Annotated in this window: 17 protein-coding genes and 4 pseudogenes; 12 read left to right on the forward strand and 9 right to left on the reverse strand. The window is 33.9% G+C overall.

Translation table 11 applies throughout. The features are described from left to right. Positions 1–216: 216 nt before the first annotated feature. Both OUY_RS01995 and OUY_RS02000 read left to right on the forward strand, forming a co-directional pair. Complete coding sequence (locus OUY_RS01995) at positions 217–495, forward strand: YggT family protein (protein WP_010401649.1); 279 nt, start codon at positions 217–219, stop codon at positions 493–495. Beyond that, positions 496–2,604 (forward strand): FtsK/SpoIIIE family DNA translocase, encoded by a 2,109-nt coding sequence (locus OUY_RS02000; protein ID WP_139686556.1) that lies wholly within the window; start codon positions 496–498, stop codon positions 2,602–2,604. It begins immediately after the preceding gene. Positions 2,605–2,741: 137 nt separating this feature from the next. On the opposite strand, the pseudogene OUY_RS06865 reads toward OUY_RS02000, so the two are convergent. Next, positions 2,742–3,691 (reverse strand): annotated as a pseudogene (locus tag OUY_RS06865) (IS5 family transposase). Between the two features lie 197 nt (positions 3,692–3,888). On the opposite strand from OUY_RS06865, the gene OUY_RS02015 reads away from it, so the two are divergent. The 8 genes and pseudogenes from OUY_RS02015 (at position 3,889) to OUY_RS02045 (ending at position 9,364) form a co-directional block, all read left to right on the forward strand. Further along, complete coding sequence (locus OUY_RS02015; protein WP_139686557.1) at positions 3,889–4,446, forward strand: hypothetical protein; 558 nt, start codon at positions 3,889–3,891, stop codon at positions 4,444–4,446. A gap of 176 nt (positions 4,447–4,622) precedes the next feature. Continuing rightward, complete coding sequence (locus OUY_RS02020; protein WP_139686558.1) at positions 4,623–5,258, forward strand: TRP75-related protein; 636 nt, start codon at positions 4,623–4,625, stop codon at positions 5,256–5,258. Positions 5,259–5,274: 16 nt separating this feature from the next. Beyond that, positions 5,275–6,555, forward strand: a complete 1,281-nt coding sequence (gene ispG, locus OUY_RS02025; RefSeq protein ID WP_139686559.1) for a flavodoxin-dependent (E)-4-hydroxy-3-methylbut-2-enyl-diphosphate synthase — start codon at positions 5,275–5,277, stop codon at positions 6,553–6,555. A gap of 177 nt (positions 6,556–6,732) precedes the next feature. After that, positions 6,733–6,930 (forward strand): annotated as a pseudogene (locus OUY_RS06360) (DnaJ domain-containing protein); the annotation flags it as partial. Positions 6,931–7,279: 349 nt separating this feature from the next. Next, on the forward strand, positions 7,280–7,708 hold the full coding sequence (locus OUY_RS06015) for a hypothetical protein (protein WP_218961080.1): 429 nt from the start codon (positions 7,280–7,282) through the stop codon (positions 7,706–7,708). Between the two features lie 27 nt (positions 7,709–7,735). Beyond that, positions 7,736–7,902: pseudogene (locus OUY_RS02035) on the forward strand (transposase); the annotation flags it as partial. A 280-nt stretch (positions 7,903–8,182) separates the two neighbouring features. Then, positions 8,183–8,569 (forward strand): annotated as a pseudogene (locus tag OUY_RS02040) (IS110 family transposase); the annotation flags it as partial. Between the two features lie 117 nt (positions 8,570–8,686). Beyond that, entirely contained in the window at positions 8,687–9,364 is a 678-nt protein-coding gene (locus OUY_RS02045) for a transposase (RefSeq protein ID WP_167481340.1), read from the forward strand. A 954-nt stretch (positions 9,365–10,318) separates the two neighbouring features. Here the strand turns inward: OUY_RS02045 and OUY_RS02050 are convergent. From OUY_RS02050 to OUY_RS02060, 3 genes are all read right to left on the reverse strand, one after another. After that, on the reverse strand, positions 10,319–10,555 hold the full coding sequence (locus OUY_RS02050; protein ID WP_139686560.1) for a hypothetical protein: 237 nt from the start codon (positions 10,553–10,555) through the stop codon (positions 10,319–10,321). Between the two features lie 104 nt (positions 10,556–10,659). After that, complete coding sequence (locus OUY_RS02055) at positions 10,660–10,992, reverse strand: ankyrin repeat domain-containing protein (protein WP_167481345.1); 333 nt, start codon at positions 10,990–10,992, stop codon at positions 10,660–10,662. Beyond that, a complete protein-coding gene (locus OUY_RS02060) occupies positions 10,964–11,953 on the reverse strand; it encodes a ribonucleotide-diphosphate reductase subunit beta (RefSeq protein WP_006013958.1) in 990 nt (329 codons plus the stop codon). The genes OUY_RS02055 and OUY_RS02060 overlap by 29 nt, the downstream gene beginning before the upstream one ends. Before the next feature lie 129 nt (positions 11,954–12,082). Here OUY_RS02060 and OUY_RS02065 point away from each other — a divergent pair, with 129 nt between their 5' ends. Further along, positions 12,083–12,421 carry an outer membrane protein assembly factor BamE gene (locus OUY_RS02065; protein WP_139686562.1) on the forward strand — a complete coding sequence of 113 codons (339 nt, stop codon included), beginning with the start codon at positions 12,083–12,085 and terminating at the stop codon, positions 12,419–12,421. Between the two features lie 52 nt (positions 12,422–12,473). Here OUY_RS02065 and OUY_RS02070 read toward each other — a convergent pair whose 3' ends face one another. Further along, positions 12,474–13,001, reverse strand: coding sequence for a hypothetical protein (locus OUY_RS02070; RefSeq protein ID WP_010401890.1), 528 nt, complete (start codon positions 12,999–13,001; stop codon positions 12,474–12,476). 196 nt (positions 13,002–13,197) lie between these two features. On the opposite strand from OUY_RS02070, the gene recO reads away from it, so the two are divergent. Beyond that, positions 13,198–13,926: a DNA repair protein RecO gene (recO, locus tag OUY_RS02075; RefSeq protein WP_139686563.1), complete on the forward strand. Its 729-nt coding sequence runs from the start codon at positions 13,198–13,200 to the stop codon at positions 13,924–13,926. 22 nt (positions 13,927–13,948) lie between these two features. Here recO and OUY_RS02080 read toward each other — a convergent pair whose 3' ends face one another. The 4 genes from OUY_RS02080 to clpB are packed head-to-tail and all read right to left on the reverse strand — an operon-like array spanning position 13,949 to position 22,852. Beyond that, positions 13,949–15,325 carry a PleD family two-component system response regulator gene (locus OUY_RS02080; protein ID WP_139686564.1) on the reverse strand — a complete coding sequence of 459 codons (1,377 nt, stop codon included), beginning with the start codon at positions 15,323–15,325 and terminating at the stop codon, positions 13,949–13,951. Then, on the reverse strand, positions 15,297–15,587 hold the full coding sequence (gene tatB, locus OUY_RS02085; RefSeq protein WP_010401887.1) for a Sec-independent protein translocase subunit TatB: 291 nt from the start codon (positions 15,585–15,587) through the stop codon (positions 15,297–15,299). Before tatB ends, OUY_RS02080 begins: the two co-directional genes overlap by 29 nt. Before the next feature lie 5 nt (positions 15,588–15,592). Next, positions 15,593–20,263, reverse strand: coding sequence for an NAD-glutamate dehydrogenase (locus tag OUY_RS02090; protein WP_139686565.1), 4,671 nt, complete (start codon positions 20,261–20,263; stop codon positions 15,593–15,595). A 27-nt stretch (positions 20,264–20,290) separates the two neighbouring features. Continuing rightward, positions 20,291–22,852, reverse strand: coding sequence for an ATP-dependent chaperone ClpB (clpB, locus tag OUY_RS02095; protein WP_139686566.1), 2,562 nt, complete (start codon positions 22,850–22,852; stop codon positions 20,291–20,293). Between the last annotated feature and the right edge of the window lie 523 nt (positions 22,853–23,375).

The raw sequence follows: 23,375 nt of genomic DNA on the forward strand, positions 1-23,375 counted from the left end.
TTTGAGAATTTTGCTATGTTAATGGCTTCATAACTCCTATAATCCCACCTTTAATGATCTTCTTTCCTATGGTTTATAGATGCGACAGAACCGACATATCAGTTGATAAACAGACTAATCAGTTATTGTTTATACCTATTTCAGCATGAAAATTATTGTGAGGCTTGATTTTATATATATCACTACACATAATAGACTTTAGTATAAATTAGTAATATGCATCCAATCATATACTTACTTAACCTGCTACTTGATCTTTACAGCTTCATTCTAATATGCTCAGTTGTTCTCGATTTGTTGATTAAATTGAATGTAGTGAACATGTATAATGAAGTTGTAAGCAACATAATGCAAACTTTAAACCGACTTACCCATCCTCCACTAAAGGTTATCAGAAGGTATATACAACCGTTCAATGGATTAGATTTATCCGTGATGATATTGATAATAGCAATTCACTTTGTAAAATATACAATTACTTATTACTTTAAGTAGATGTTAAAAAAACAGCTAAAATCAGCGATATACCTGTTACTCTTAATGTATATATATATATCGGTTTTTAGCTATAATTATCAAGATCCATCCTTAAATACAGCTACAAATCAGGAAGTAACAAATTTGGGCGGAGTGGTAGGTTCATATTTAGCTGATATATTGGTTCAATTTCTTGGACTCGCTAGTATTACAATAGCTACAACCATAGTTTACTTTTTGATATCAAAAAGGCTGCTGAAAATTCTCTATTTAATATTAATCAATTTAGGAATATGCGCTACATTAGCGCAACTTTCGCTCGGTATCACTGTAAGGTATGTGCATGGCGGAATGATAGGAAATGCACTAATTAGTAACTACCCATTTTACATCTTTGCAGTAGCAGCATCAATAGGTTTTGTAGGGTTAATTGGTTGGAAGAGAACGGTTTATTCTTTACTTTTCCTATGTAAAAAAATATTTTCCCTTTTTACAAAGGTTCTGTTTTTCAGGTTACGTAAAACTACTGATTATTCAATAGCACCGTTAGTAGTAGAAGAAAAATATAGAACCACTAGACAACAACCAAAAGAAAGACAGAAAAAAGCTACCGAAGAGATTTTTAAACCACCTTCTAGCGAGTTTGAGTTTCCAAGCATTCACTTACTTTCTAAAGTAGAAGAATCTGTGCAGAGAAAACAGTTGAATGCATTAGAGAGCAATAAGAATTTATCTCTGCTCGAGCAGGTTCTAAGTGATTTTGGCGTGCAAGGAAAAATTATAAGTGTATGTTATGGACCGGTTGTGACTTTATACAAACTTGAACCACAAGCAGGCACAAAATCTGCAAGAGTGATTGGTCTTGCAGATGATATTGCACGTTCAATGAGTGCACTTTCTGCACGTATTTCAATAATTCGTGGACAAAATGCAATGGGAATAGAATTGCCAAATAAAGAACGAGAAATTGTTATGCTGCGTGATTTACTGGAATCGCCAGAATACCAAAATGCAAACTTAAATCTTCCGATTGCACTAGGCAAGGAAATAAGCGGAAAACCAATTATTGCAGATCTGACTAAAATGCCCCACTTGCTTGTTGCCGGAACTACAGGATCAGGTAAATCAGTTGCGATTAACACGATGATTCTGTCGCTTGTTTATCGATTAAGTCCTGATGAATGCAAGATGATAATGATCGACCCAAAGATGCTTGAGCTTTCAATATATGATGCAATACCGCATCTAATAACGCCAGTGGTAACAGAGCCAAAAAAAGCTGTTATTGCTCTTAAGTGGATCGTGAAAGAGATGGAAAATCGCTATCGTATGATGTCATATTTAAATGTGCGGAATGTAATAAACTATAATCAAAAAATTACAGAAGCGATGAATAGCGGAATAGAATTGGAACGCGTTGTACAGATTGGCTTTAACTCAACAACGGGTAAACCTTTGTTTGAAAAAATACCGATTAAAATGGAGACATTTCCGTATATTGTGGTGATTGTAGATGAAATGGCAGATTTAATGCTTGTTGCTGGCAAAGATATAGAATGCTCTATTCAACGTTTAGCTCAGATGGCTCGTGCTGCAGGAATACACATCATAATGGCAACACAACGCCCATCTGTAGATGTGATAACAGGTGTGATAAAAGCAAACTTTCCAACGAGAATTAGTTTTGCTGTTACTTCTAAGATAGATAGCCGTACAATACTTGGTGAACAAGGGGCTGAACAATTGCTCGGTATGGGTGATATGCTTTATATGGCCTCTGGTGGTAAGATTATTCGAGTTCACGGTCCATTTGTAAGTGATGATGAGGTACAAAATATAGTTGATCATCTGAAAATGCAAGGTGAGCCAAACTACATGGAGGAAATCACTCAAGAAGATGAAAATTCTTTCGCGGAATCAGAAGGTGAAACAGAAGATGAAGAGAACGATCTATACAAGCAAGCAGTGGCCATCATTCAGAGAGATCAAAAGGTTTCAACTAGTTACATTCAAAGGCAACTTAGAATAGGCTATAACAGAGCTGCAAATATTGTTGAAAGAATGGAGAAAGAAGGTATTGTCAGTGCTCCGAGTTACTCAGGAAAGAGAGAGATATTGGTAGAATAATCGCTAACTTAAACCAAGGAAAGTTATTTCTAAGATCAATAGATCTCTTGCATAACTGGAATTCAAAAGTTCCAGTGCTTGACGCTGGAATGGCTTTGTTGCATCACTCTTCGGATAATAGGTAACGTGGAATAAATTCATGAAGCTATCTCAAATTTAGCCATGCCTATATCAGTAAATTTGTTAAGCAAATAACACTTGAGTAGCAGTTCTCTCTCACGATTAACCTCAGATTTGTTTCTAAAACTAAAACCAAATGTTTGCTTCAGTCGCAAGAAAAAACTTTCTATATAAGATCTCTTCCCATAATTTATCTCTTTTTTCCACCTCTTCATACCATCTTCATCATATGACTTTATGAGCTTGATTGTAGAATTTCTCTCATCCATATAATCCAACTTTGGATGCTCTACTGCATTATTTTGCGGAGGAATCCTTGTCTTTATGTCAAGCTCATCGCACAGTTTGTATAACTTCTTTCGATTATATGCCCTGTCTGCATATAGTGTGCTTATATTATATTTAACATCAATCCTTGCAATAAGATCACATGCTCCATAGTGGTCAGAATAAACTCCGCCACTGTATTTTGCTGCTATAACTTTTTTGCTACCTATCTCTAGCATTACATGCAGTTTTCTTGTTTGCTCATAGCGGCGATACTTTCTATCTGTACCATTTGCCTTGCTATGACCTGGAATATTATTGTAGATCAGTACTATCTATGGCAATCTCAATATCTTCTGTATTATTTTTATCATGTCTTCGATCATTAATTTTGATGTTAAGTTTTTTTAAGCCTTCTTGAGGCCTGGGAATAGCTAATAACTTGCAAGTTTTTCCTTACTTGCTCAAGGTACCCTGCTATAAATCCCGCTGTTTGTCTCAGACCTATTCTAAATAAATAAGTTATTATGTGAACCAGAATCACGACCTTATCGCTATAAATATAGTTGCCACCAGCCATTTTTGGACCTTTTTCGTACCAATTTTCTATGGCATCATTGACGTAATAAAAAATATTTCCCCTCTCTTGGAGAAATTTGTTATATTCATGGCAGTTACTGACTCTCATTTTTTGTGGCATATTTTTCTTTAGTAGGTTAAATGCTTGTCTTATAGTGAATTTTGTCAGTAACTGCCAGTTCTTTTTATTTGACCTATGCAACAAAGCCCGCTGGAATCCAGATATTTCTTATTGGATCCCAGTTGTATAGTGTTTAATACTAAATTAACTACTAAAAACGTACAATAGTAATATATTAATTAGCTAGGGGGTTAAAAATGGGTATAACCAAATTTGTATTCGGTTTTGATAAATTGGATGTAACAGCATTGCAGGAAAGTCAAAATATTGATGCTAAAAAGTTTCAAGAAGTATTTAGCGCATTAAAAGAATGGCAAGAAGCTCAAAAGATAGATGCTAAACAGTTTGAAGAGGTATTTAGTGCATTAAAAGAGTGGCAAGAAGCTCAAAAGATAGATGTTGAGCAGTTTGAAAAAGTTTTTGGTGCATTAGAAGACAAGATTGGTACTGAGCAGTTTCAAGCTATGCAAGAGCACTTAAGAGGCTTGCAAGAAAAATTTACAGGCTTAGAAGAAAAAGTAGAAACATTTGCAGACATGGTAGGAGGACAAGAACAAGCAATACTAACTTATGCCATAGTCAGTGCTGTTGCTGCAATAGCTGTAACTAGTTTTGTTGCATTCTGTATCTATCAGGGAGTTAAGCTTGATAAAGAGAAGAAAAACGACTTGTCTCAAGATATGCCAAGCGGAAAGTTTAATAATGTGAATGATACCGAAAAACTGAATAATAACTTACAGCAAGGAAGAGTGTAATGCTCTTCTTGAAAGGGTGTTACGTAAAATTTGTAACACCTTAAATTTCCTTTAGATTATGTAGGTTTTGGTAGTAAATTTTTTAGAAAGATGTTTGTATTATAAAGTTGGTAGAGATTCTGATTTACTTGAAGTTTGTTAATTGGTATCTTTTAAAGCACAATATTCACTATAGTATGCTTAAGATCTTTTCTAAAGTTTTATTTATATTAATACTTTTGGTTTCTAGTTTCTTTACTGTACATAATGTTGAAGCGAAGTCTAAGGTAAAGTTCAGTAAGAGGTACATACCTCCTGGTAATCCTGGTGGTGCAAGTTTTCATGCATACGAGGATTTTGCTGAGTCATATAAACTATATGAAAAGCGTAGGGAGATTCTCAAGAGAAGAAAGTTACAAGGTCAAACTAATGTTAACGTAAATAAAGAAGATCTAATCAAAAAATTAAAAGAAAAAAAAATTGCTAGCCTTGATAACGAGCCAAACAACGTGGGAGCTTGCATAGTTGAAGATGGGGAGGATGCTATGATCAATCAGCATGGTATTAATCTTGCACGTTTAAAGGGTGCTGTATTTATAGATCAAGAGCCAGTTTCTCAGTATGAAAGTAAGCAGCATAAAAGTGAACAACAAAAAGGGAAAAAAGTTACTTCAACACGAGAAAAAAAAGTTTCCCCTATAAATGTTACTATAAAAGAAAGTCCATCAAGAAGAACGTGCTCTCATGATTCTATTACTGATCTAAATAGAACACCACAGCATAGTTTAAATGGTTCAAGTTCATTTGGCAGTGTAGTTGACACAGTAAAATAGTGTCACGATTAATAATATGCTAGATAGAGACCTGACATTGAGTGATGATGCATATGAGTCATCGCCGGTTTCCAGGCATAAAACTCATACTGTAAAAGTTGGACAAGTGAAGATAGGTGGAAATAATCCTATAGTTGTTCAATCCATGGCACTTGGTGCACATATAGATTCTGACAACATAAAAAGCAGTGCTCAGAAATATGCAAAAGAAGTAATAGAACTAGCGCATGCAGGTTCAGAATTGGTGCGAATTGCTTTGAACTCAGAGGAAGTAGCAAAAGCAATACCTTATATAGTAGAGGAAATAAATAAAGAAGGCTTTGATGGTAAGATATTAGTAGGCTGTGGACAATATGAGCTCTACAGGCTGATTCAGGATTATCCAGACAACATTAAAATTCTGGGTAAAATTAGGATAAATCCAGGTAATATAGGCTTTGGTGATAAACGTGATGAAAAATTTGAAAAAATTATAGAGTATGCAATAACGCATGATCTTCCTGTCAGAATTGGAGTAAATTGGGGTAGTCTTGATAAGTACCTTTCACAAAAATTAATGGATGAAAACTCCTTGTCTAGTAATCCAAAAACTTCTGATGTTATATTACGTAAGACGCTTGTAATGTCTGCTCTTGGTAGTGCAAAAAAAGCTGAAAAGATTGGCCTTAATGCAGAGAAAATAATCATTTCATGTAAAGTCAGTAGAGTGCAGGATTTAATTTTAGTTTATACGGCACTTGCAAAATCTTCCAATTATGCGCTGCATTTGGGTTTAACCGAAGCTGGTATGGGTAATAAAGGCATAATAAATACCACAGCAGGGCTTACTTATTTATTGCAAAATGGTATTGGAGACACTATCCGGGCTTCTTTAACTCAGCGCACTGGTGAATCACGCACTAATGAGGTGGTAGTATGTCAGGAAATACTACAGTCTATAGGTTTACGTCACTTTAACCCTCAGGTGAGTTCATGTCCTGGTTGTGGACGCACAAGTAGCGATCGTTTTCGTATATTAACTGAGGAAGTAAATGGCTACATAAAAACTCATATGCCGGTATGGAAGAAAAATAATCCTGGTGTAGAGTATATGAAAGTTGCTGTTATGGGATGCATAGTAAATGGTCCTGGAGAGAGCAAACATGCAAATCTGGGGATCAGCCTGCCTGGGTATGGAGAAAAGCCTGTTTCAGCAGTCTACAAAGACGGCAAATATTTCAAAACTTTACAAGGTGATAATATTTTTGAAGAATTTAAGGCAATTATTAGTGATTATGTGGAGAAGCATTACACGTGACAGGTTCATGATTACTGTAAATCTGATGTGAAAAATGAATTTTATGAGAGGGGATTAAATTTTTCTAAAAACCAGCTAATGGAAAAATTTGCTTTTCTAGATTATCGGGAATTACTTGATTTTATATCATAGATATTACATAATAAACTATATATATAAATTTATTAAAGAAACATTATGGCCATACAAAGAGACGAAGCTTTAAAAATATTAGGTTTTGAATCAAGTGATGAGCCTAGTAAACAAGAAATTAAATCAGCTTATAGAAAATTAGCTTTGAAATATCATCCTGATAAACATTCAGGTAAAAATGAGGTTGTGAAGAAACAAAATGAAGAGAAATTTAAGCAGCTAGGTTCTGCATATGAATTTCTCACTAAGAAAAATATAGAAGAGGTTACAAATCTAACTGACGAAAATTTAAATGGAATTAATTCGCCTGAAGATTTGAGGTTTTACTTATATGGGGCTATCCGCAATCAGGATATAGCGTTTCTTAAAAAGCTTTTTTCCAAATTCAAAAGTGGTAAAGATGAAAGATTTGGTGACTATATTAATGATATATTATATGATTCAATTATCTCTTATACACCACTTATCCTTGCTGTAACTGAAGGAGCGGACATTGAAATTATAAATCTATTCTTGGAGAATGGTGCTTATAAAGAAAGTGAAAGCCTCAATAAGGCATTACATGAAGTGGTGAAATGTCGTGAAAATTGGCATGAGAGAGAGGGTTGTAAAACTGCTTCTGCAATATGGTGCAGATCCTAATGCAAATAAAAAATATTACTTACCAAGAGCAATAGAGCGTGATTCATATCTTGCTACTAATAGTGTAACAGCTTTTATTAAGATATTTTGTTTACCATACGGCAGCAATAACAAAGTTAGAAAATTAATGGCCGAGTATGGTGGTGTTGATAGACAGTATATTATGCTTCAAGCAATATTTACTTGTTGTTGCTTAACAGTAGCTTCTGCTACTTTTTTTAGTATAGCTTCTCCTTGGTGTTATATACCAACAGCAATATTTGCACTTGCCGCGTGTTTTTTCATTAAAAATGCTGTACATGCTGCATTTTTTGCAAAAGAACCTTCTCCTGAGTTTACCGAAGCTATAGCTTGTCCAGAGATTAGTAAAAGGCTATAATATCTAAAGTTTTAGTGCTGGGTAAAGATGAGAAAAAAGCATCCAGCAGACCTAAGTCAAAGGGAATGGACAAGAATAGAAAGCTACCCCAGAGTATCATACAGGAAAGGAGGAAGGTCGTCAAAGTATAGCAAAAGAGAAATATTAGAAGCAATTTTCTATGTATTGTGTACAGGTGTAAATGGCGGTATTTACTATGTGATGGGATACCAAGGAGAAAATTTAAAAAATCATATAAAGGAAGAATATTGTAAGTTAAACATATGATATAAATAAATAAGAGAGAAAGATAACCCTACTCACTATAGGAATAGGGCTATTATGGGCATGTGCTACCGTCTCCGTGTTGGTGTTTTACAACCGTTTGTATCAAGGTACACTAGCCCTATCTCTCGATACGTTTGAATAGTTGTTTGGGAAATATATATACGCCCGTTTACAATCTTAAATTAACTAAAACTATCGAGGTTTATTATGGTTACATCTTATCAAAATTTTATTGGCATTGATATCGGAAAATTTAAAAATGTTGCTGCAGTGCACAACCAAAAGAACACTATCAAGTTTGATAATAATTCTGCTGGTTGGCAACAATTGTTTCAAGAATTTTCAAATATTCTACCTAATGCTTTTGTAACTTTGGAAAATACAGGAAAATATGAGCTTGGCTTAGCACATTTTCTTGTTGGTAAGAATGTTGCTATACATCGAGCTAATACTCGCAAAGTAAAAAGTTTTACCTTATCTCATGGAACTTTAGCAAAGTCTGATCAATCAGATGCAAGAACCCTTGCCCAATATGGATTTGAACGCTATAGTACTCTATCTCTATTTGTGCCTATGTCAAAGGAACAAACAACATACTGTAATTGCGATTGAATGATGGAGAGACATACTCCATTATTTTAGCACGAAGTAACAAATTCAATGAATTGGTTCTTCAAAAATAATTTAAACTTTTACAGTAGGAGTAGTCTCATGAAATATTATAGCGGGTTAGATATCTCACTCAAAGAAACTTTTATTAGTATCGTTGATGAGAAAGGAAAAATTGTTAAAGAAGAAGTTGTTGCAAGTGAGAGCAGTGCAATAGCTGAGTTTCTGCTTAGTCAAAGCAGAGAATACGAATCCATAAAAGTGCAAGAAGCAATAAAAGATCTAGATAAAGTCAGTAAGGATTCAATTGAAGCATTAGTTTGTAGTTTGGAAATAATAGAAGAATCAATAAAAAAGCTTGATAAAATATTGTCAGAGAAAGGCAAGAAAGACGAAGTTTGCAAATTATTAACTACTGTTCCAGGAGTTGGTATTATAGTAGCAATGACGTATAAGGCTACAATTGATAATCCACATAGGTTTGAAACATCTGATACAGTCGGAGCCTATATGGGATTGACGCCAAGACAGTACGCTTCTGGAGAAGTTAATCGTCATGGTAGCATATCAAAGATGGGACCAGTAGAATGTAGAAATATGTTGTATGAAGCTGCGCATACAATACTGACAGTTAGCAAGAAAAAATTCAAATTAAAAAGCTGGGGAATAAAGCTTGCAAAAAAGAAGGGTATAAAGAAAGCAGTAGTTGCATTAGCAAGAAAACTAGCTGTAATTATGCATAGAATGTTGGTTGATAAAACAGAATTTTATTATCAATAAACACTAAAGGAGTATAGGACAATAATTTTATTGAAGGTAAAGATAGTAATGCCGATGGAAGGGATAAGCAAGAGCTATGGTTGAAGCGTAGACTTCGTAAACAACATGTTGCCATCCACTTCCGCCCTAACAAGTATAGTGCGGCTTGGCTAAAATTAAACTAGCCATATCAGACCGCGGAGAGAACCATGGAAGCATGCTACTTAATCTATGTAAAATTATTAAAGATTACGGAGGAAATATGCTATTTTGATTTGTGTAAAAATTATTGTTGACTTATGTGCAATTAGAGAACCATTAAGGGAGCCAAGCTAATACAATTATATAAAAGATTACATATTTGGTTATAATTTTAATATTTTTCTAACAAAAGCCAATTAAGGGGGTAGTCTTGGAAAATTTTTCCTAAAAGATAAAATTTTTAAGTGCTTTTGAAGTGATACTTTAGGTATTTTTAAAGTAATACTTTTAAAGTATCAATTGAACATTTTTGAGCATTAATCTAGAGGTTCAACAGGCACTTTTTATGCTGTTTGAGAAGAGCAAAAATTGAATTTTCTCTTGCTGAAAGCTTGTGTTTCTTATATTTTTCCATAATATACATTATGTAATTTTCAATACTAATAAAACTATTTCCCAATCTTTTAAACAACAACCTATCGAACCTCCGGATTAGTACTTAAAAGGAACTATTAAAGTACCTCTTTAAGTATTAAGAAGCACTTAAAATTTCAACCTTTAGCTCCAATACGACCCTCTATTTGTCTTTTCTTAAAAAGCGTTAAGATATTTATCAATTGAGTAAGTTTTTCTGTAAATATTTCAATCTAATCATACTCTTTTTGATGTCTTTTTTGATCTTTTTCAGAGTTATCCACAGTTTTTTTATTCTCAATTATATATAAAAAATTTGGAGAAAAAAGGAAGAAGTCTCTTCTTCCTTTTTTTACTTAACTACACTACCATACTTGCCGCTGTACTAGCTTTTTGTTCTGCATCAACGCTATCTAGCTTCTCACTAGGAACCTGCTTTGACATTGCATATGTAATACCAAAAACAACAAACCCTATTGCTATAGCAACAGCTGCGCCAATAAAAGCCGATATTAGTAATGAAAGACCAGCAGCAGCAAAAAGTCCATTACCAACTCCCACTCCAGCCGTAATACCAACAATAGCACCAAATTTCATTGCTTTATTGTTTGTATTTATCTTCTGCCTTTTTTAAAAGCTGCTTTGATTCATCACGGGCATGTTTTCTTGCAGTCATTCCATAATGATCCTTTATAAAAAGATTAGCACCTGCATCTAAGTAAAATTTGTGTTACCTCTTTGTCATGACTATTGTGCAAAGGAGTTTTTCCAAAAGAATCTCGTGCATTAACATTAGCACCTTTGTCTAATAGATATCGTATTAACTTCTTCTTCTCCTCCTCTAAGCAATCAAAATCTCCAACTATTACATGCAATAATGTAACTTTATATCTATACTCTCTTTTCTCTAAGCTAAATAGATGATTTATATCAAATTCTTCCTCCTTCCACCTTGATATATATCGCAAGCTTCCGTTGAAACGATAAAAAAGGGTGAAGTTACTGCTATTCACTTTTTGTATCGTTTTTAGCAAAAGCTTCCTCCCAAGTGCCTTGAGTTGCTGCACGGCTATACTCTGTTACTCTATTTTCAAAGAAATTTGTATGTTCCACGCCATTTAGTATTTCATCAAGCCACGGAATAGGGTTATCTTTAACATTATATATAGATTTAAGACCTAATTGCGTTAACCTTCTGTTTGCTATGTAACGTATATAATTGCGCACTTCCTCTGCAGATAGCCCTTCAACATCTCCTAAATCAAAAGCAAGACTTATAAATTCATCTTCAAGTTCAACAATAGTGCGACATGCAGAATATAATTCTTCTTTGAACTCGTCATTCCAAATTTCATTATTCTCTTTAATAAACGTATTGAACAAATTGATAATTGAATTGGTGTGCAAGGTTTCGTCACGTGCTGACCAAGCAATTATTTGCCCCATACCTTTCATTTTTCCAAACCGTTGAAAATTGAGCAAAATTGCAAATGATGCAAATAACTGCAATCCTTCAGTGAAGGCACCAAATACTGCTAAAGTTTTAGCAACATGTTTTTTATCGTGCTTTTTACTTTCCTCAAATTCTAACATGTATTCATACTTCTTTCTCATAGCATCATATTTTAAGAATGCTTGATATTCACTTTCTGGCATGCCAATCGTATCTAGAAGGTATGAATAGGCTGCAATGTGTATAGTCTCCATATTGGAAAAGCTTGCAAGCATCATACATATTTCTGTTGGCTTAAATATATTTGAATAATGCCTCATATAGCAATTATTTACTTCAATATCTGCTTGAGTAAAAAACCTAAAAATCTGGGTCAATAAATTTTTCTCTACATTAGAAAGTTTAGTTTTCCAATCTTTCACATCATCAGCAAGCGGAACTTCTTCAGGTATCCAGTGTATCCTTTGTTGCTGCAACCATGCATCATATGCCCAAGGATAATTAAAAGGCTTGTATATTGGATCTGCTTCTAGCAATGACATAAGGTACCTAATTATTTTGAAGTAAATATTATATTAAATGATATTGAGAATCAGTCAATTTAACTTTTTTGAAATTTGACGACAGATAGTTTATCAGTGTATTATGATTTCAAATAACTAATTGACAAAATGCGAGTATTAATATTTGCTGTTTTGCTGTTTTCAGTAGGCTGCATGCACACTATCTATAATCACGGAGTTCCTGGCATTAATGTTGAACTGTGGAGCAAAATAAAAGTAGGTGATGATAGAGAAAAAGTGGTTCATACTTTAGGATTGCCAACATTAGTATCAAAGTTCGACGAAAATGTTTGGTACTATGTCTCATATAAAATTAAACAAGCTAACTTCTTGGGAAAAAGGAAGTACAGTAGTAAGTCTCTGCAAATTTCGTTTAATCAGAATGACGAAGTTACAGATATAAGAGAAATCAACGTTGCAGAAAGGTCTTTAGCTGTTGTTGATTGAAAATTTGCTGATCTATTTTTCATCACAAGTAACTAATTCAGGTAACGTAAATTCACCTATTTAGAATAAAATCTAACGTGACTTCGCGCCAAATGTGATGATGCTCAGCAGGTAAGCCAATTAACGGGCTACATTTATACACTGCACGCATTGCATTATCTGCTGCTGATCTAAAAAGAGGATTATTTTGATAAGAACTACTATCTGCTACGTTGGCTACAACGATCTCGCCTTTACTGGATAATAATAAGTTAATTTTTATACTAAAATTTTCTTTATAAACTATGCCCTCAGGAATGCTCCAACACTCTGTCAGTTTATCCCTTATAGAATTAATAATTTCTGTTACAGCCAATTCATCATCTTTGTTCTCAATATTTTTCTTATCTCTTATTTCATTTTTCACCTCTTTGATGTCTTCTCTTAGTTTTCTTTCTACACCCTTTTTTCTTTTGGGAATTGGAATACCCTCATCAATTTCCTGTATTTCAATAATTTGCCTCGGTTGTACTAACTCAACTAATTCTTTTTTTCTTTGTGGTATAGGAATAACTGATGAATCATTCGTTTGGGCTTTCATTGAAAAAAGCAAAAAACAACATAGAGACAAAAGAAGAATATAATTAAAATAGAGAGGGCGCATATGTTAAGCAGCTTGTTTTACTGGTTTAAAGCTAATATTGCACATAAAGTCAATATATTTCAGTTGACTTAAACTCAAATTTGCTACACTAATTTTATTATCTCTATAATATCATATGGTCAATATACTCTAAATGAGATGGAAAGATGAAGGTGTTATTATAGCTGTTAAAAAATACGGTGATAAAAATTTAATTCTTTCTCTATTTACAAAAAATCATGGAAAGTGCAGAGGATTAACTAGGTTAACAAACAATAGCAATTATAAGTTTCAAATAAGTAATCTATTACATGCAGAATGGAATGCTAAGCTACCTGAAAATCTAGGTTTTTTAAAGTGCGAATTGATTGAATCTCCATTTCATCATTTCTTTCAAGATAGGTTAAAAAGCATTGCTATTGTTTCTTTCTCGTCTATATTAGAAAAAGTGCTTCCAGAAAGTGAATCCTGCATCAAGTTGTATGATAATTTTAGACACTTCATCGATGTAATAAAACATAATAGCCAGTTTTGGCAAAGTCATTACCTTAACTTAGAGCTTCTGCTTCTTACGCAACTTGGATTTAAGTTAGACCTATCAAAATGTGCTGTAACAGGTGTGAAAGAAAATCTACAATTTATTTCTCCAAAAACTGGTAGAGCAGTGTCAAAAAAAGTAGGTGACTGTTATGCAGATAAATTACTACCTTTTCCACAGATGTTGCATGATGTATACAATAACAACCTACAAAATAGCTACTCATATCAAGAATTCAGACTAGGGTTAAAAATTACAGGGTATTTTTTAAATAAATATCTATTTCTGCAGTTAAATGCGAAATTTCCGGAGTTGAGAAATTTTATGCTATCATTTGAATCTTAGTTACTACTTATTTAAAAGAACTTCAACCAGTAACCACTCTATTTCTACCACTGTTTTTTGCTTTATATAAATATTTGTCAGCACGTACTATAAATTTTTTAACATCATCAAGGTCAGATCTTTGCATTGCTGAAATTCCAATGCTCACAGTTAAATTATGGGTTGTATTTTTATCCACAAATATAAAAGGTTCTTTGGCAATAATTTTCCTTATTCTCTCTGCAATAGTATACGCATCTGATACATTGGTATCTGGCATTACAACAACAAATTCCTCACCACCAAACCTAGCTAATAAATCTGTCACTCTGATATTTTCAGAAATTCTTTTCTGTATTTCCTTTAAAAGTTCATCTCCAGCATTATGCCCAAAGTTATCATTCACCATCTTAAAATAATCTATATCAAGTATCATAAGAGATAAACTTCTATCTTTTTCCACAGAATCCTTAACAATATTTCTTAAGTGTACATCAAAATATCTTCTATTATAACAGTTAGTTAATGGATCCTTTATAGACATTTCCACATTATTAAATAAATTCATTCTCAAGGCATCTTGATACCTTTTGCGTTTCACTTGCAAATTAACCCTAGCTATTAATTCACTCTCATCTAAAGGTACTGTTAAATAATCATTAGCACCTACATCAAGTGCCTTTACTAAATTGCTTTTATCATAATCTTCAGAAAGGATCAGAATTGGTGTATAACGTGTTTCTACTTTACTACGAAACTTAGAACACAACCGTAGGCCGTCAGTTTTTGAAAACTGCATGTCAGAAATAATCAGGTCGTAATTATCCTTAATACCAACCTTTAATGCTTCTTTTGGATCGTGCAGTATCTTAATTGATCTGAAGCGTTGCTTTAGAACATTGTGTATCTGCTCTGCTTGAAAGGTGTCCTCATCTACAACAAGTATGTTAGCATCAAAAATCTGATTAGAATAATCCATAATACTGCTTTCTGCTACTCCACCAATCTCAGCATTAGTTTCTCCTCTCAAGCACAACTCATCTATTATCATCTTTAAGCGCACAAGAGACTTAATTCTTGCAGATAAAGCAGTTTCATCTATCGGCTTAGTTAGAAAGTCATCCGCACCAGCATTAATTCCTTCCACTCTATCATGAGTGTCATGCAGCGCAGTTACCATAATTATTGGAATATAAGTCGTTAAGGGATCATTCTTTAGCTTCTTACAAACCTCAAAACCACTCATTTTTGGCATCATGACATCAAGTAAGATAATATCTGGCTGCTGTTCCGCTACTAAATCTATCGCCTCCTCGCCATCATAAGCTACAATAACTGTATAGTACTCTGCTTTTAGCTGAGCCTCCAAAAGCTTAACATTAGATGGTATATCATCTACTACTAGGATTTTTGCTGTCATTTTTTGTACTATCTACATTGTAAGTAGGATAAAGCTTGCCATCTTCACCAATTATGTAATTGACTTTTTCAACGTTATGCTCTTCATATAATTCTTTAATTCCGGTATCCTTCAACAATTTCCTAACTCTTGATTTTACAACCCAAAAATACCTATATATATTTTTAATAAGATTAAGAAATACAGGTACTTTACTTTTATCAAGAACAATTATACTTACTAAAGCTACAACTAAAACTTCTGACAGACCTATATTAAACATTTTTCCTATGAAGCAAGTATTTTAACTCTTCTGATTATGAGTATTAATTTACTTAAATCAAGTTTATAAGCGACCATCTCATCTAAAAAGCTATTGTAGCACTCTATATAATCCTTATCATTAATAGCCCAAGTTTGAACCTTGTCTACATGATTATCAGTAGCTTTTATAACTTTAACAGCTAGCTTATGTTGATAATTGCTTAAATCATCTAATAAATCATTAATTAAGCTGCGATCCCAATAGGAAGAATGGCTTTTCATCTTGCCAGCAACTGTTCTAATCATATTAAATCTTAGCAGAGACTTTAATTCAAAGTATATTCTACCAGCCTCAAGGATGGACAAAGATGTCTGCTTAGCAACAGATATAACGTCCAGCGCATAAATAAGAATACGTAGATCAGCAACCCTTTTTGCTAGATCTTTATTTATGTTAAGCTCTAACAAAGAAGCTAATCCATGATTATAGACCTCTAATAGGTGCTCATCTAAAATATCATGGCCTAAAGTTTCAATTGCACCCCTAAATTTTGTAACACCATCTAGTTCTACAAGATTAAGCTTACCAAGATTTTTTACTAACCAAAATGATACCCTACCAATAAATTTTTGCACACTTCTCACTACTTGCAAATATGAATCAACATCAATTTTTCCATCCAATTCATCAATTTTCTGCCAAAGGCTACTTAAATTATATAGGTGATTAACAACGATATATATGTTAACTGCTTCATGTACTTTAATTCCAGTACTCTCAACCAAATTATTAATAAATATACAGCCCATCCTATTTACTACATCGTTTGTAATGCAAGTAGAAATAATTTCCCTACAAAGTTGGTGTTTCAATATGGAATCCTTGAACTCTGTTACCATCCTTTGTGGAAAGTAATTTAGTAAGTAATCACGGCACAAAAAATCTTTTTCAGGTAGCTCAGAGTGTATAACTTCATTTTTTATTGCTGTTCTTGCATAAGACATCAGAACAGAAAGCTGAGGAGAACAGAAACCTTCTCCATCAGTTAACATTCTTGCTACCTCTTCTTCAGCTGGAAGAAATTCTACATCTCGGTTTAGCAGCCCAAATTTCTCTAAACTGAGTAATAATTTATGGTGCTGCTCCAACTTTTCTTTAGCTTGCAAGCACTCAAGAAGCAATGCTTTTGTTTCAATCCTGTTATGGTTTTCAAGTACCTTAGATGCAACTTCATCTATTATGCTAGCCAGTATTTCATTCCTTTTTTCCAAGGAAATTCCCCCTTCTTTCATAATTGCAACAAAAGCAATCTTGATGTTAACTTCAAGATCAGAACATATTACTCCTGCTGAATTATCAATAAAATCTGCATTGATATACCCACCTATTTTAGCGTATTCTACCCTTCCAAGCTGCGTGCAACCAAGGTTGCCACCCTCTATAAACATAGAAGCTCTAATATCATGACCGTTTACTCTTAATTCATCATTTGCTTTATCGCCAACCATGCCATGGCTTTCACTTTTTGCCTTAACAAAGGTGCCAATTCCTCCATTCCATATGAAATCCACTTTTGCCTTGAGCAAATATCGAATCAAATCATTTGGAGATAATGTATCTTCCGTTATATCAAAGCACTTTTTCATTTCTTGAGAAATTTCTACTTGTTTGCTACTACGTTCAAATACCCCGCCACCATGAGAAATCAAATCTCTATTGTAATCCATCCAAGTGGAAAACGGTAATTCAAAGAGCCGTTTACGCTCCACGAAACTCTTTTCCGCATCAGGATTTGGATCAACAAAAATATGCATATGATTAAATGCTCCAATTAAACTCATATTTCTTGAAAGCAGCATGCCGTTCCCAAATAGATCGCCAGCCATATCTCCAATTCCAATAACAGTTGTATCCTGGTAAATATCCTTATTCATTCTCCAAAAATGGCGTTGTGCTGCAATCCATGCACCTCTTGCTGTAATACCCATCTTTTTGTGGTCATAACCTGCTGATCCACCAGATGCAAATGCATCTTCGAGCCAAAAGTTACATTCAGAGGATATTTCGTTTGCATAATCAGAAAATGAAGCAGTGCCTTTATCTGCTGCAACTACCAAATATGGATCATCTTCGTCATACCTAATCACATTTTCTGGTGGAGTTATTTTGCCATCAACTACATTATCAGTAATATCAAGCATTCCTCTGATGAAATTCTTATAGCATTCAACACCTTTCTCCCTTAAAATGTTTTTGTCTTTATAAACTTGCTTTATTACAAACCCACCCTTTGCGCCAACAGGTACAATGACCGCATTTTTTGTCATCTGGGCTTTCATGAGTCCCAAAACTTCAGTGCGAAAATCTTCCGTTCTATCCGACCATCTCAAACCACCACGAGCCAACTTCCCTCCTCTTAGATGTATTCCCTCAAAAAGGTTTGAATAAACATACAATTCACGGTATGGGCGCGGGTCAGGTAAACCATTTATTTTACTTGAATCAAATTTGATAGATAAGTATGGCTTATCATCTTGATAATAACTGGTTCTCAAAATTGCCATTATCAAGTTAAATATCGAACGCAAAACGTAATCATGTGAAACGTTGCTGATCTCTTTTAGTAGTTCTTCAATTTTTTCTATCAAAATGCTAGTAGTTTCTGCCCTATCAATATCTATTTTAGTATCAAATCTTGAATGAAATAATTCTACTAAATACCTTACTACTTTTGGATACTCTGATACTACTTTCTGGATATATTCTGGGTTATAGCTAAATGATGTCTGCTTTAGGTAGGCGCTTAGCGCTCTAATCAGAAGCACTTCCTTCCACTCGAGCCCAGCAATAATGATCAAGCTGTTAAAATAGTCATTTTTTATTTCCTTGCTGAACACTTTTACAAGTGTTACCTCAAACTGCTCTTTTAAAGTAATGTTGTCTATTAATTCATCAACTCTTGACAACACAAAATGATGTATCCATATTCCACCGTTGATTTCTATATAATAACCATTATGAGATAGAATCTTAGCCCCTAAATTCTTAGTAACCTTTAATATCTTTGACAATTCAAGGCCTCCGTTGCTTGGAGTGTAAACCTTCAATTGATAGTTGAGATTGTCACGAGTAAGCCTCAAATCAACTTCGCTGACTTTTTTCTTTCTCACTATCTCCAATTTTTTCATATCATAATACGCATCATGAGGTTCAAAATTCTCTTGATAACTTATCGGAAATGCCTTGCAATAGCGGATAAATATATCCTCAACAGTGCTAAAAGTATTATATAAATTGTCTATAAAACGATCTTCCCACTTTTCTGTAATGTTTCTTAACTTGTTTTCGATACGCAAAACTTCATCATCAAAAATGCTAGCGCTTTTGGTTCTTAGCACCACGTGTAATTTCATCAAATCATATTCATTGATAATGTGATTGTTATAAATATCTGAACTTTCTGCATTCGTTTCATCTTTCAATATATCGCGTATCTTAAACATTAGTCTTGCACTAGCATAACGCATCGGTATCAATACTATGCAACTAATAAAGTTCCCTACCTTTCTCAAAAATAATTTGACTCTTGGTCTAATCGCAAGAGACATGATCGAGGTGCAAATTTCAAATAACTCGTCTTCATTTGATTGGAATAATTCGTCACAAGAAAATGCCTGTAAAATGGAAATTAAAGCTTTATTGTTATGGCCACCAGGAACAAATCCTGCCTTTTTTTCTATTGTTGTAACCTTATCCTTTATTACCGGAATAGTTCGAATATCTTGCGCTTCTGCTATAGAAGTAAATAGCCCAAAAAAATGCTGTTCCCTTATTACATCACCCTGATCATTAAATTCTTTCACTCCTATACAATTCATATAGGTACGCCGATGAACTATTGAGATTAGGTCTGATCTTAGTATGTATAAAGAATTCAAGCTTTCAGAAAAAATTGATGAATTTTGGTACTCTTCACTTGCTCTCATTAACCCGAGGCTCTCCTTACCACTTAGAGCAAGCTTTCCTTCTTTATTAGTAATGTATTCTTGATAACCTAAAAATACAAAATTGTTATTTTTCAACCAAGCTAGAAAATCTCTGCCTCCAGCATCCAATGCCGGATGCTCAAGAAGCTTCTTGAGCATCAATTGCCAGTCCTTTACAACGCAGTTAACTGCTTTTAGCGTCTTTCGTAGAGATTCTTCTAGTGTATCAACAAAGCTACCACTTATGCCTTTAATAATTACATATATTACTGACTCTTTGATTCCATTACTTTCTTCCAAAAGATGAATTTTATCTATTAGGCTATTTTTTCTTTGAACATTAATTATGCTGTTACTATAATAGTATATAGTTAAACCGTGTGACTTAATAGTGGAAATGACAGAATCCACTAAAAAGGGCATGTCATAATTTGTGATTTTAATTGTAGTGAAATTGCCTTCTATTCCTGAAATATCATTTACATTACTTGCTGCCAATTTACTTTCTTCTTTTTCTTTTTTAAGAATGAAGTTGTATGCATCTTCTGCAATGTATAAAAGAAATTTATCGTTGACTTTTAGGTCACTATTATAAACAAAATTATAAAAGTACTGTATAAACTCTTTAATTTTTTCTTTCTCTTTTTTATTCCCTTGATCAACTAGCTTAAATAAAGACTCAACATTAACATTATGATTTATACACATTTTTCAAAACAAAAATACACAGCGAATCTAGATCTTTTTAACTAAGATTTCGTTACCAGAAGTATACACTATTAGCTCATCTCCTTCTACTATTTCCCCCGATAAAACTAACTTAGCTAGATTATTTTGAATGCATTCTTGTATTACCCTTTTCAGAGGCCGCGCTCCATATTCAGGGTCATATCCAGTTTGTGCTATTAGTTCTTTAGCTTCTTGCGATAAACTAATACTCAGTTTACGCTTAGCAAGCATCTTTTGTAAATAAGAGAATTGAACATCTATAATTTTATCAATGTCATCTTTGGTTAAGCTGTGGAATATAATAATTTCATCCAGTCTATTTAAAAATTCTGGACGAAACGCTGACTTAACTATTTTCATCACCTCATCTTTCACAGATTCGGTAGCTCCTCTTAGCATCACCTCAGCACCAAGGTTAGAAGTTAGAATCAGTATGGTATTGCGAAAATCAATCAATTTACCGTGGCTATCGGTGAGCCTGCCTTCATCCAAGATCTGCAGCAATATATTAAATATATCTGGATTTGCCTTTTCTATCTCATCAAACAAAATTACCTGATATGGTCTTCTCCTTACTGCCTCAGTTAACCTGCCACCTTGTTCATAGCCAACATATCCTGGAGGAGCACCAATTAACTTTGAAACGGAGTGTTTTTCCATATATTCTGACATATCAAAGCGTAGAAGTGCTGATTGATCATCAAACAAAAATTCGGCAAGGGATTTTGCCAACTCTGTTTTTCCAACTCCGGTTGGACCTAAGAATAAAAATGAACCAAAAGGTCGATTAGCATCCTGAACACCAGAGCGGGAGCGCCTTACTGCATTACTTATCGCTTCAATTGCATCTCTCTGCCCTATTACTCTTTTTCCTATTTCATTTTCCATGTTAAGGAGCTTTTCCTTTTCACTATGTATCATGTTATCAACTGGAATGCCTGTCCATTTTGAAACAATATTTGCAATATCACTCTCAGTAACTTCTTTCTTTAGGAAACTATCAGTAACTTTTTCCTGATTTTTTAACTCATTTTCAAGTTGAGGAATCACACCATACATCAATTCCCCTGCCCTTCCTAAATTTCCATTACGCTGAGCCAGTTCCAACTCTTTTCTCGAGTTATCCAATTTTTCAGCTATTTCTTGTATTTTAGCTATCTTATTCTTTTCCATCTGCCATTTACTGCTTAAGTCAGCAAATTTACTGTTTAGACTCTCAATTTCCTCATTTATCTTTTTTAAACGTTGCTTAGAGTTTTCATCACTTTCTTTTTTCAAAGCCTCTGATTCAATTTTTAGTTGTATAATCTTTCTCTCAAGTTCGTCAATAACCTCAGGTTTGCTATCCATCTCAATTCTTACTCTGCTTGCTGCCTCATCAATTAAATCAATCGCTTTATCAGGTAAAAATCTATCTGTTATATATCCATTAGAAAGCGTTGCAGCAGCAATTATTGCACCATCTGTGATTCTAATACCATGATGCACCTCATATCTCTCCTTCAAACCTCTCAGTATTGAAATAGTATCAGTTTCAGTTGGTTGAGAAATAAACACAGGCTGAAAACGCCTTGCAAGCGCAGGATCTTTCTCTATATGTTGACGATACTCATCTAAAGTTGTAGCTCCTATACAGCGAATTTCTCCACGCGCAAGAGCAGGCTTTAGCAAATTTGAAGCGTCCATTGCACCACTTGTTGCTCCTGCTCCAACTAAAGTATGAAGCTCATCTATAAATAAGATAACTTTCCCCTCTGCTTTTGAAATATCATTGATTACTGCTTTTAATCTTTCTTCGAATTCTCCTCTGAATTTTGTTCCAGCAATTAACGCACCTAGATCCAAAGCTAAAACTTTTGCATCATGCAAACCAAGTGGTACATCATTTGCAACAATTCTGTTTGCTAAACCTTCAACTATTGCAGTTTTTCCAACACCAGGTTCACCTATCAGTACTGGATTATTTTTTGTTCGCCTCAACGATACCTGCATAGTTCTTCTGATTTCCTCATCACGACCAATTACAGGATCAAGCTTACCTTGCATAGCAAGCTCTGTAATATCTTTTGTATACCTCTTTGCCGCATTTAATTTTTCCTCGCTATTTGGAGAGTCTGCACTGCCACCTTTTCTCATTTCTGCAATAACTGAATTTAATTTTTGCGGTGTTACACCACCTTCTGCTAAAATTTTACCTACAATTTCATCTTTTTGTGCAGCAAGGCCCTGCAGTAACCGCTCAACAGTAACAAATGTGTCTTTATTTCTCCTCGCAATACCAATTGAATCATCAAAAACTTTTACTACCTCTCTTGAAAGCTGAAGTCCACCACTACCCAGTCCTCCAACCACTGGAAACTTTTTAATTGCACTACTCACAGCATCAGAAATATTCTGAACATTTCCACCACAAGCGCCTATCAAATCCTGAACTAAACCTGACTCATCTTCAAGCATTACTTTAAGTAAATGTTCAGGCATAAAAATCTGATGCCCAGCTCCCAATGCTTTCATTTGAGCGCTCTGGATTAGGCTTTTTGCTTTTTTGGTAAATTTATTCAAGTCCATAATACAAATTTAACTCATACTTGCTGGTATATATAACAACTACTTTCTCAATTTTAAACTTAAAGTCATTCATCAATAAAAATTTTCTAAGTTCATACAAAACAAGAAAAAGCAGATTCTCTACAAAAGAGAAAACTTATATTAAAATATTAATTTGTTTTAAAACTAAACTAATGTTAAGATATAAAGCATATAGCTTAATTTTTTTATAAAAGAGCAATGAATATCAATGATTTTAACATAAAGAACTTAACAACAATTTCTATAGTACAAGAAATAAAGAATGGCGTTAGGCTTGTTCCAGACATAATCAACCTGGAATACAGGGTATATTTTAGGTTCTGTCGCATCTATAAACCATAGGAAAGAAGATCATTAAAGGTGGGATTATAGGAGTTATGAAGCCATTAACATAGCAAAATTCTCAAAAGTAGAAACATTATTTTAATAATTTGTCTTTTTTGAATCATACGAATATTTTCTATGCCTGTGATGGTAATCTTTGCGGAATGGAAGCTTTTAA

It is taken from the genome of Wolbachia endosymbiont of Leptopilina clavipes (assembly GCF_006334525.1).
Taxonomy (GTDB): Bacteria; Pseudomonadota; Alphaproteobacteria; order Rickettsiales; family Anaplasmataceae; genus Wolbachia.

Excerpts from the sequence above, each read along its gene's own strand:
- OUY_RS01995 (WP_010401649.1), top strand. The coding sequence starts at position 217 with ATGCATCCAATCATATACTTACTTAACCTGCTACTTGATCTTTACAGC.
- OUY_RS02000 (WP_139686556.1), top strand. The coding sequence starts at position 496 with ATGTTAAAAAAACAGCTAAAATCAGCGATATACCTGTTACTCTTAATG.
- OUY_RS02015 (WP_139686557.1), top strand. The coding sequence starts at position 3,889 with ATGGGTATAACCAAATTTGTATTCGGTTTTGATAAATTGGATGTAACA.
- OUY_RS02020 (WP_139686558.1), top strand. The coding sequence starts at position 4,623 with ATGCTTAAGATCTTTTCTAAAGTTTTATTTATATTAATACTTTTGGTT.
- ispG (WP_139686559.1), top strand. The coding sequence starts at position 5,275 with ATGCTAGATAGAGACCTGACATTGAGTGATGATGCATATGAGTCATCG.
- OUY_RS06015 (WP_218961080.1), top strand. The coding sequence starts at position 7,280 with ATGAGAGAGAGGGTTGTAAAACTGCTTCTGCAATATGGTGCAGATCCT.
- OUY_RS02045 (WP_167481340.1), top strand. The coding sequence starts at position 8,687 with ATGAAATATTATAGCGGGTTAGATATCTCACTCAAAGAAACTTTTATT.
- OUY_RS02050 (WP_139686560.1), bottom strand. The coding sequence starts at position 10,555 with ATGAAATTTGGTGCTATTGTTGGTATTACGGCTGGAGTGGGAGTTGGT.
- OUY_RS02060 (WP_006013958.1), bottom strand. The coding sequence starts at position 11,953 with ATGTCATTGCTAGAAGCAGATCCAATATACAAGCCTTTTAATTATCCT.
- OUY_RS02065 (WP_139686562.1), top strand. The coding sequence starts at position 12,083 with ATGCGAGTATTAATATTTGCTGTTTTGCTGTTTTCAGTAGGCTGCATG.
- OUY_RS02070 (WP_010401890.1), bottom strand. The coding sequence starts at position 13,001 with ATGAAAGCCCAAACGAATGATTCATCAGTTATTCCTATACCACAAAGA.
- recO (WP_139686563.1), top strand. The coding sequence starts at position 13,198 with ATGAGATGGAAAGATGAAGGTGTTATTATAGCTGTTAAAAAATACGGT.
- OUY_RS02080 (WP_139686564.1), bottom strand. The coding sequence starts at position 15,325 with ATGACAGCAAAAATCCTAGTAGTAGATGATATACCATCTAATGTTAAG.
- tatB (WP_010401887.1), bottom strand. The coding sequence starts at position 15,587 with ATGTTTAATATAGGTCTGTCAGAAGTTTTAGTTGTAGCTTTAGTAAGT.
- OUY_RS02090 (WP_139686565.1), bottom strand. The coding sequence starts at position 20,263 with ATGTGTATAAATCATAATGTTAATGTTGAGTCTTTATTTAAGCTAGTT.
- clpB (WP_139686566.1), bottom strand. The coding sequence starts at position 22,852 with ATGGACTTGAATAAATTTACCAAAAAAGCAAAAAGCCTAATCCAGAGC.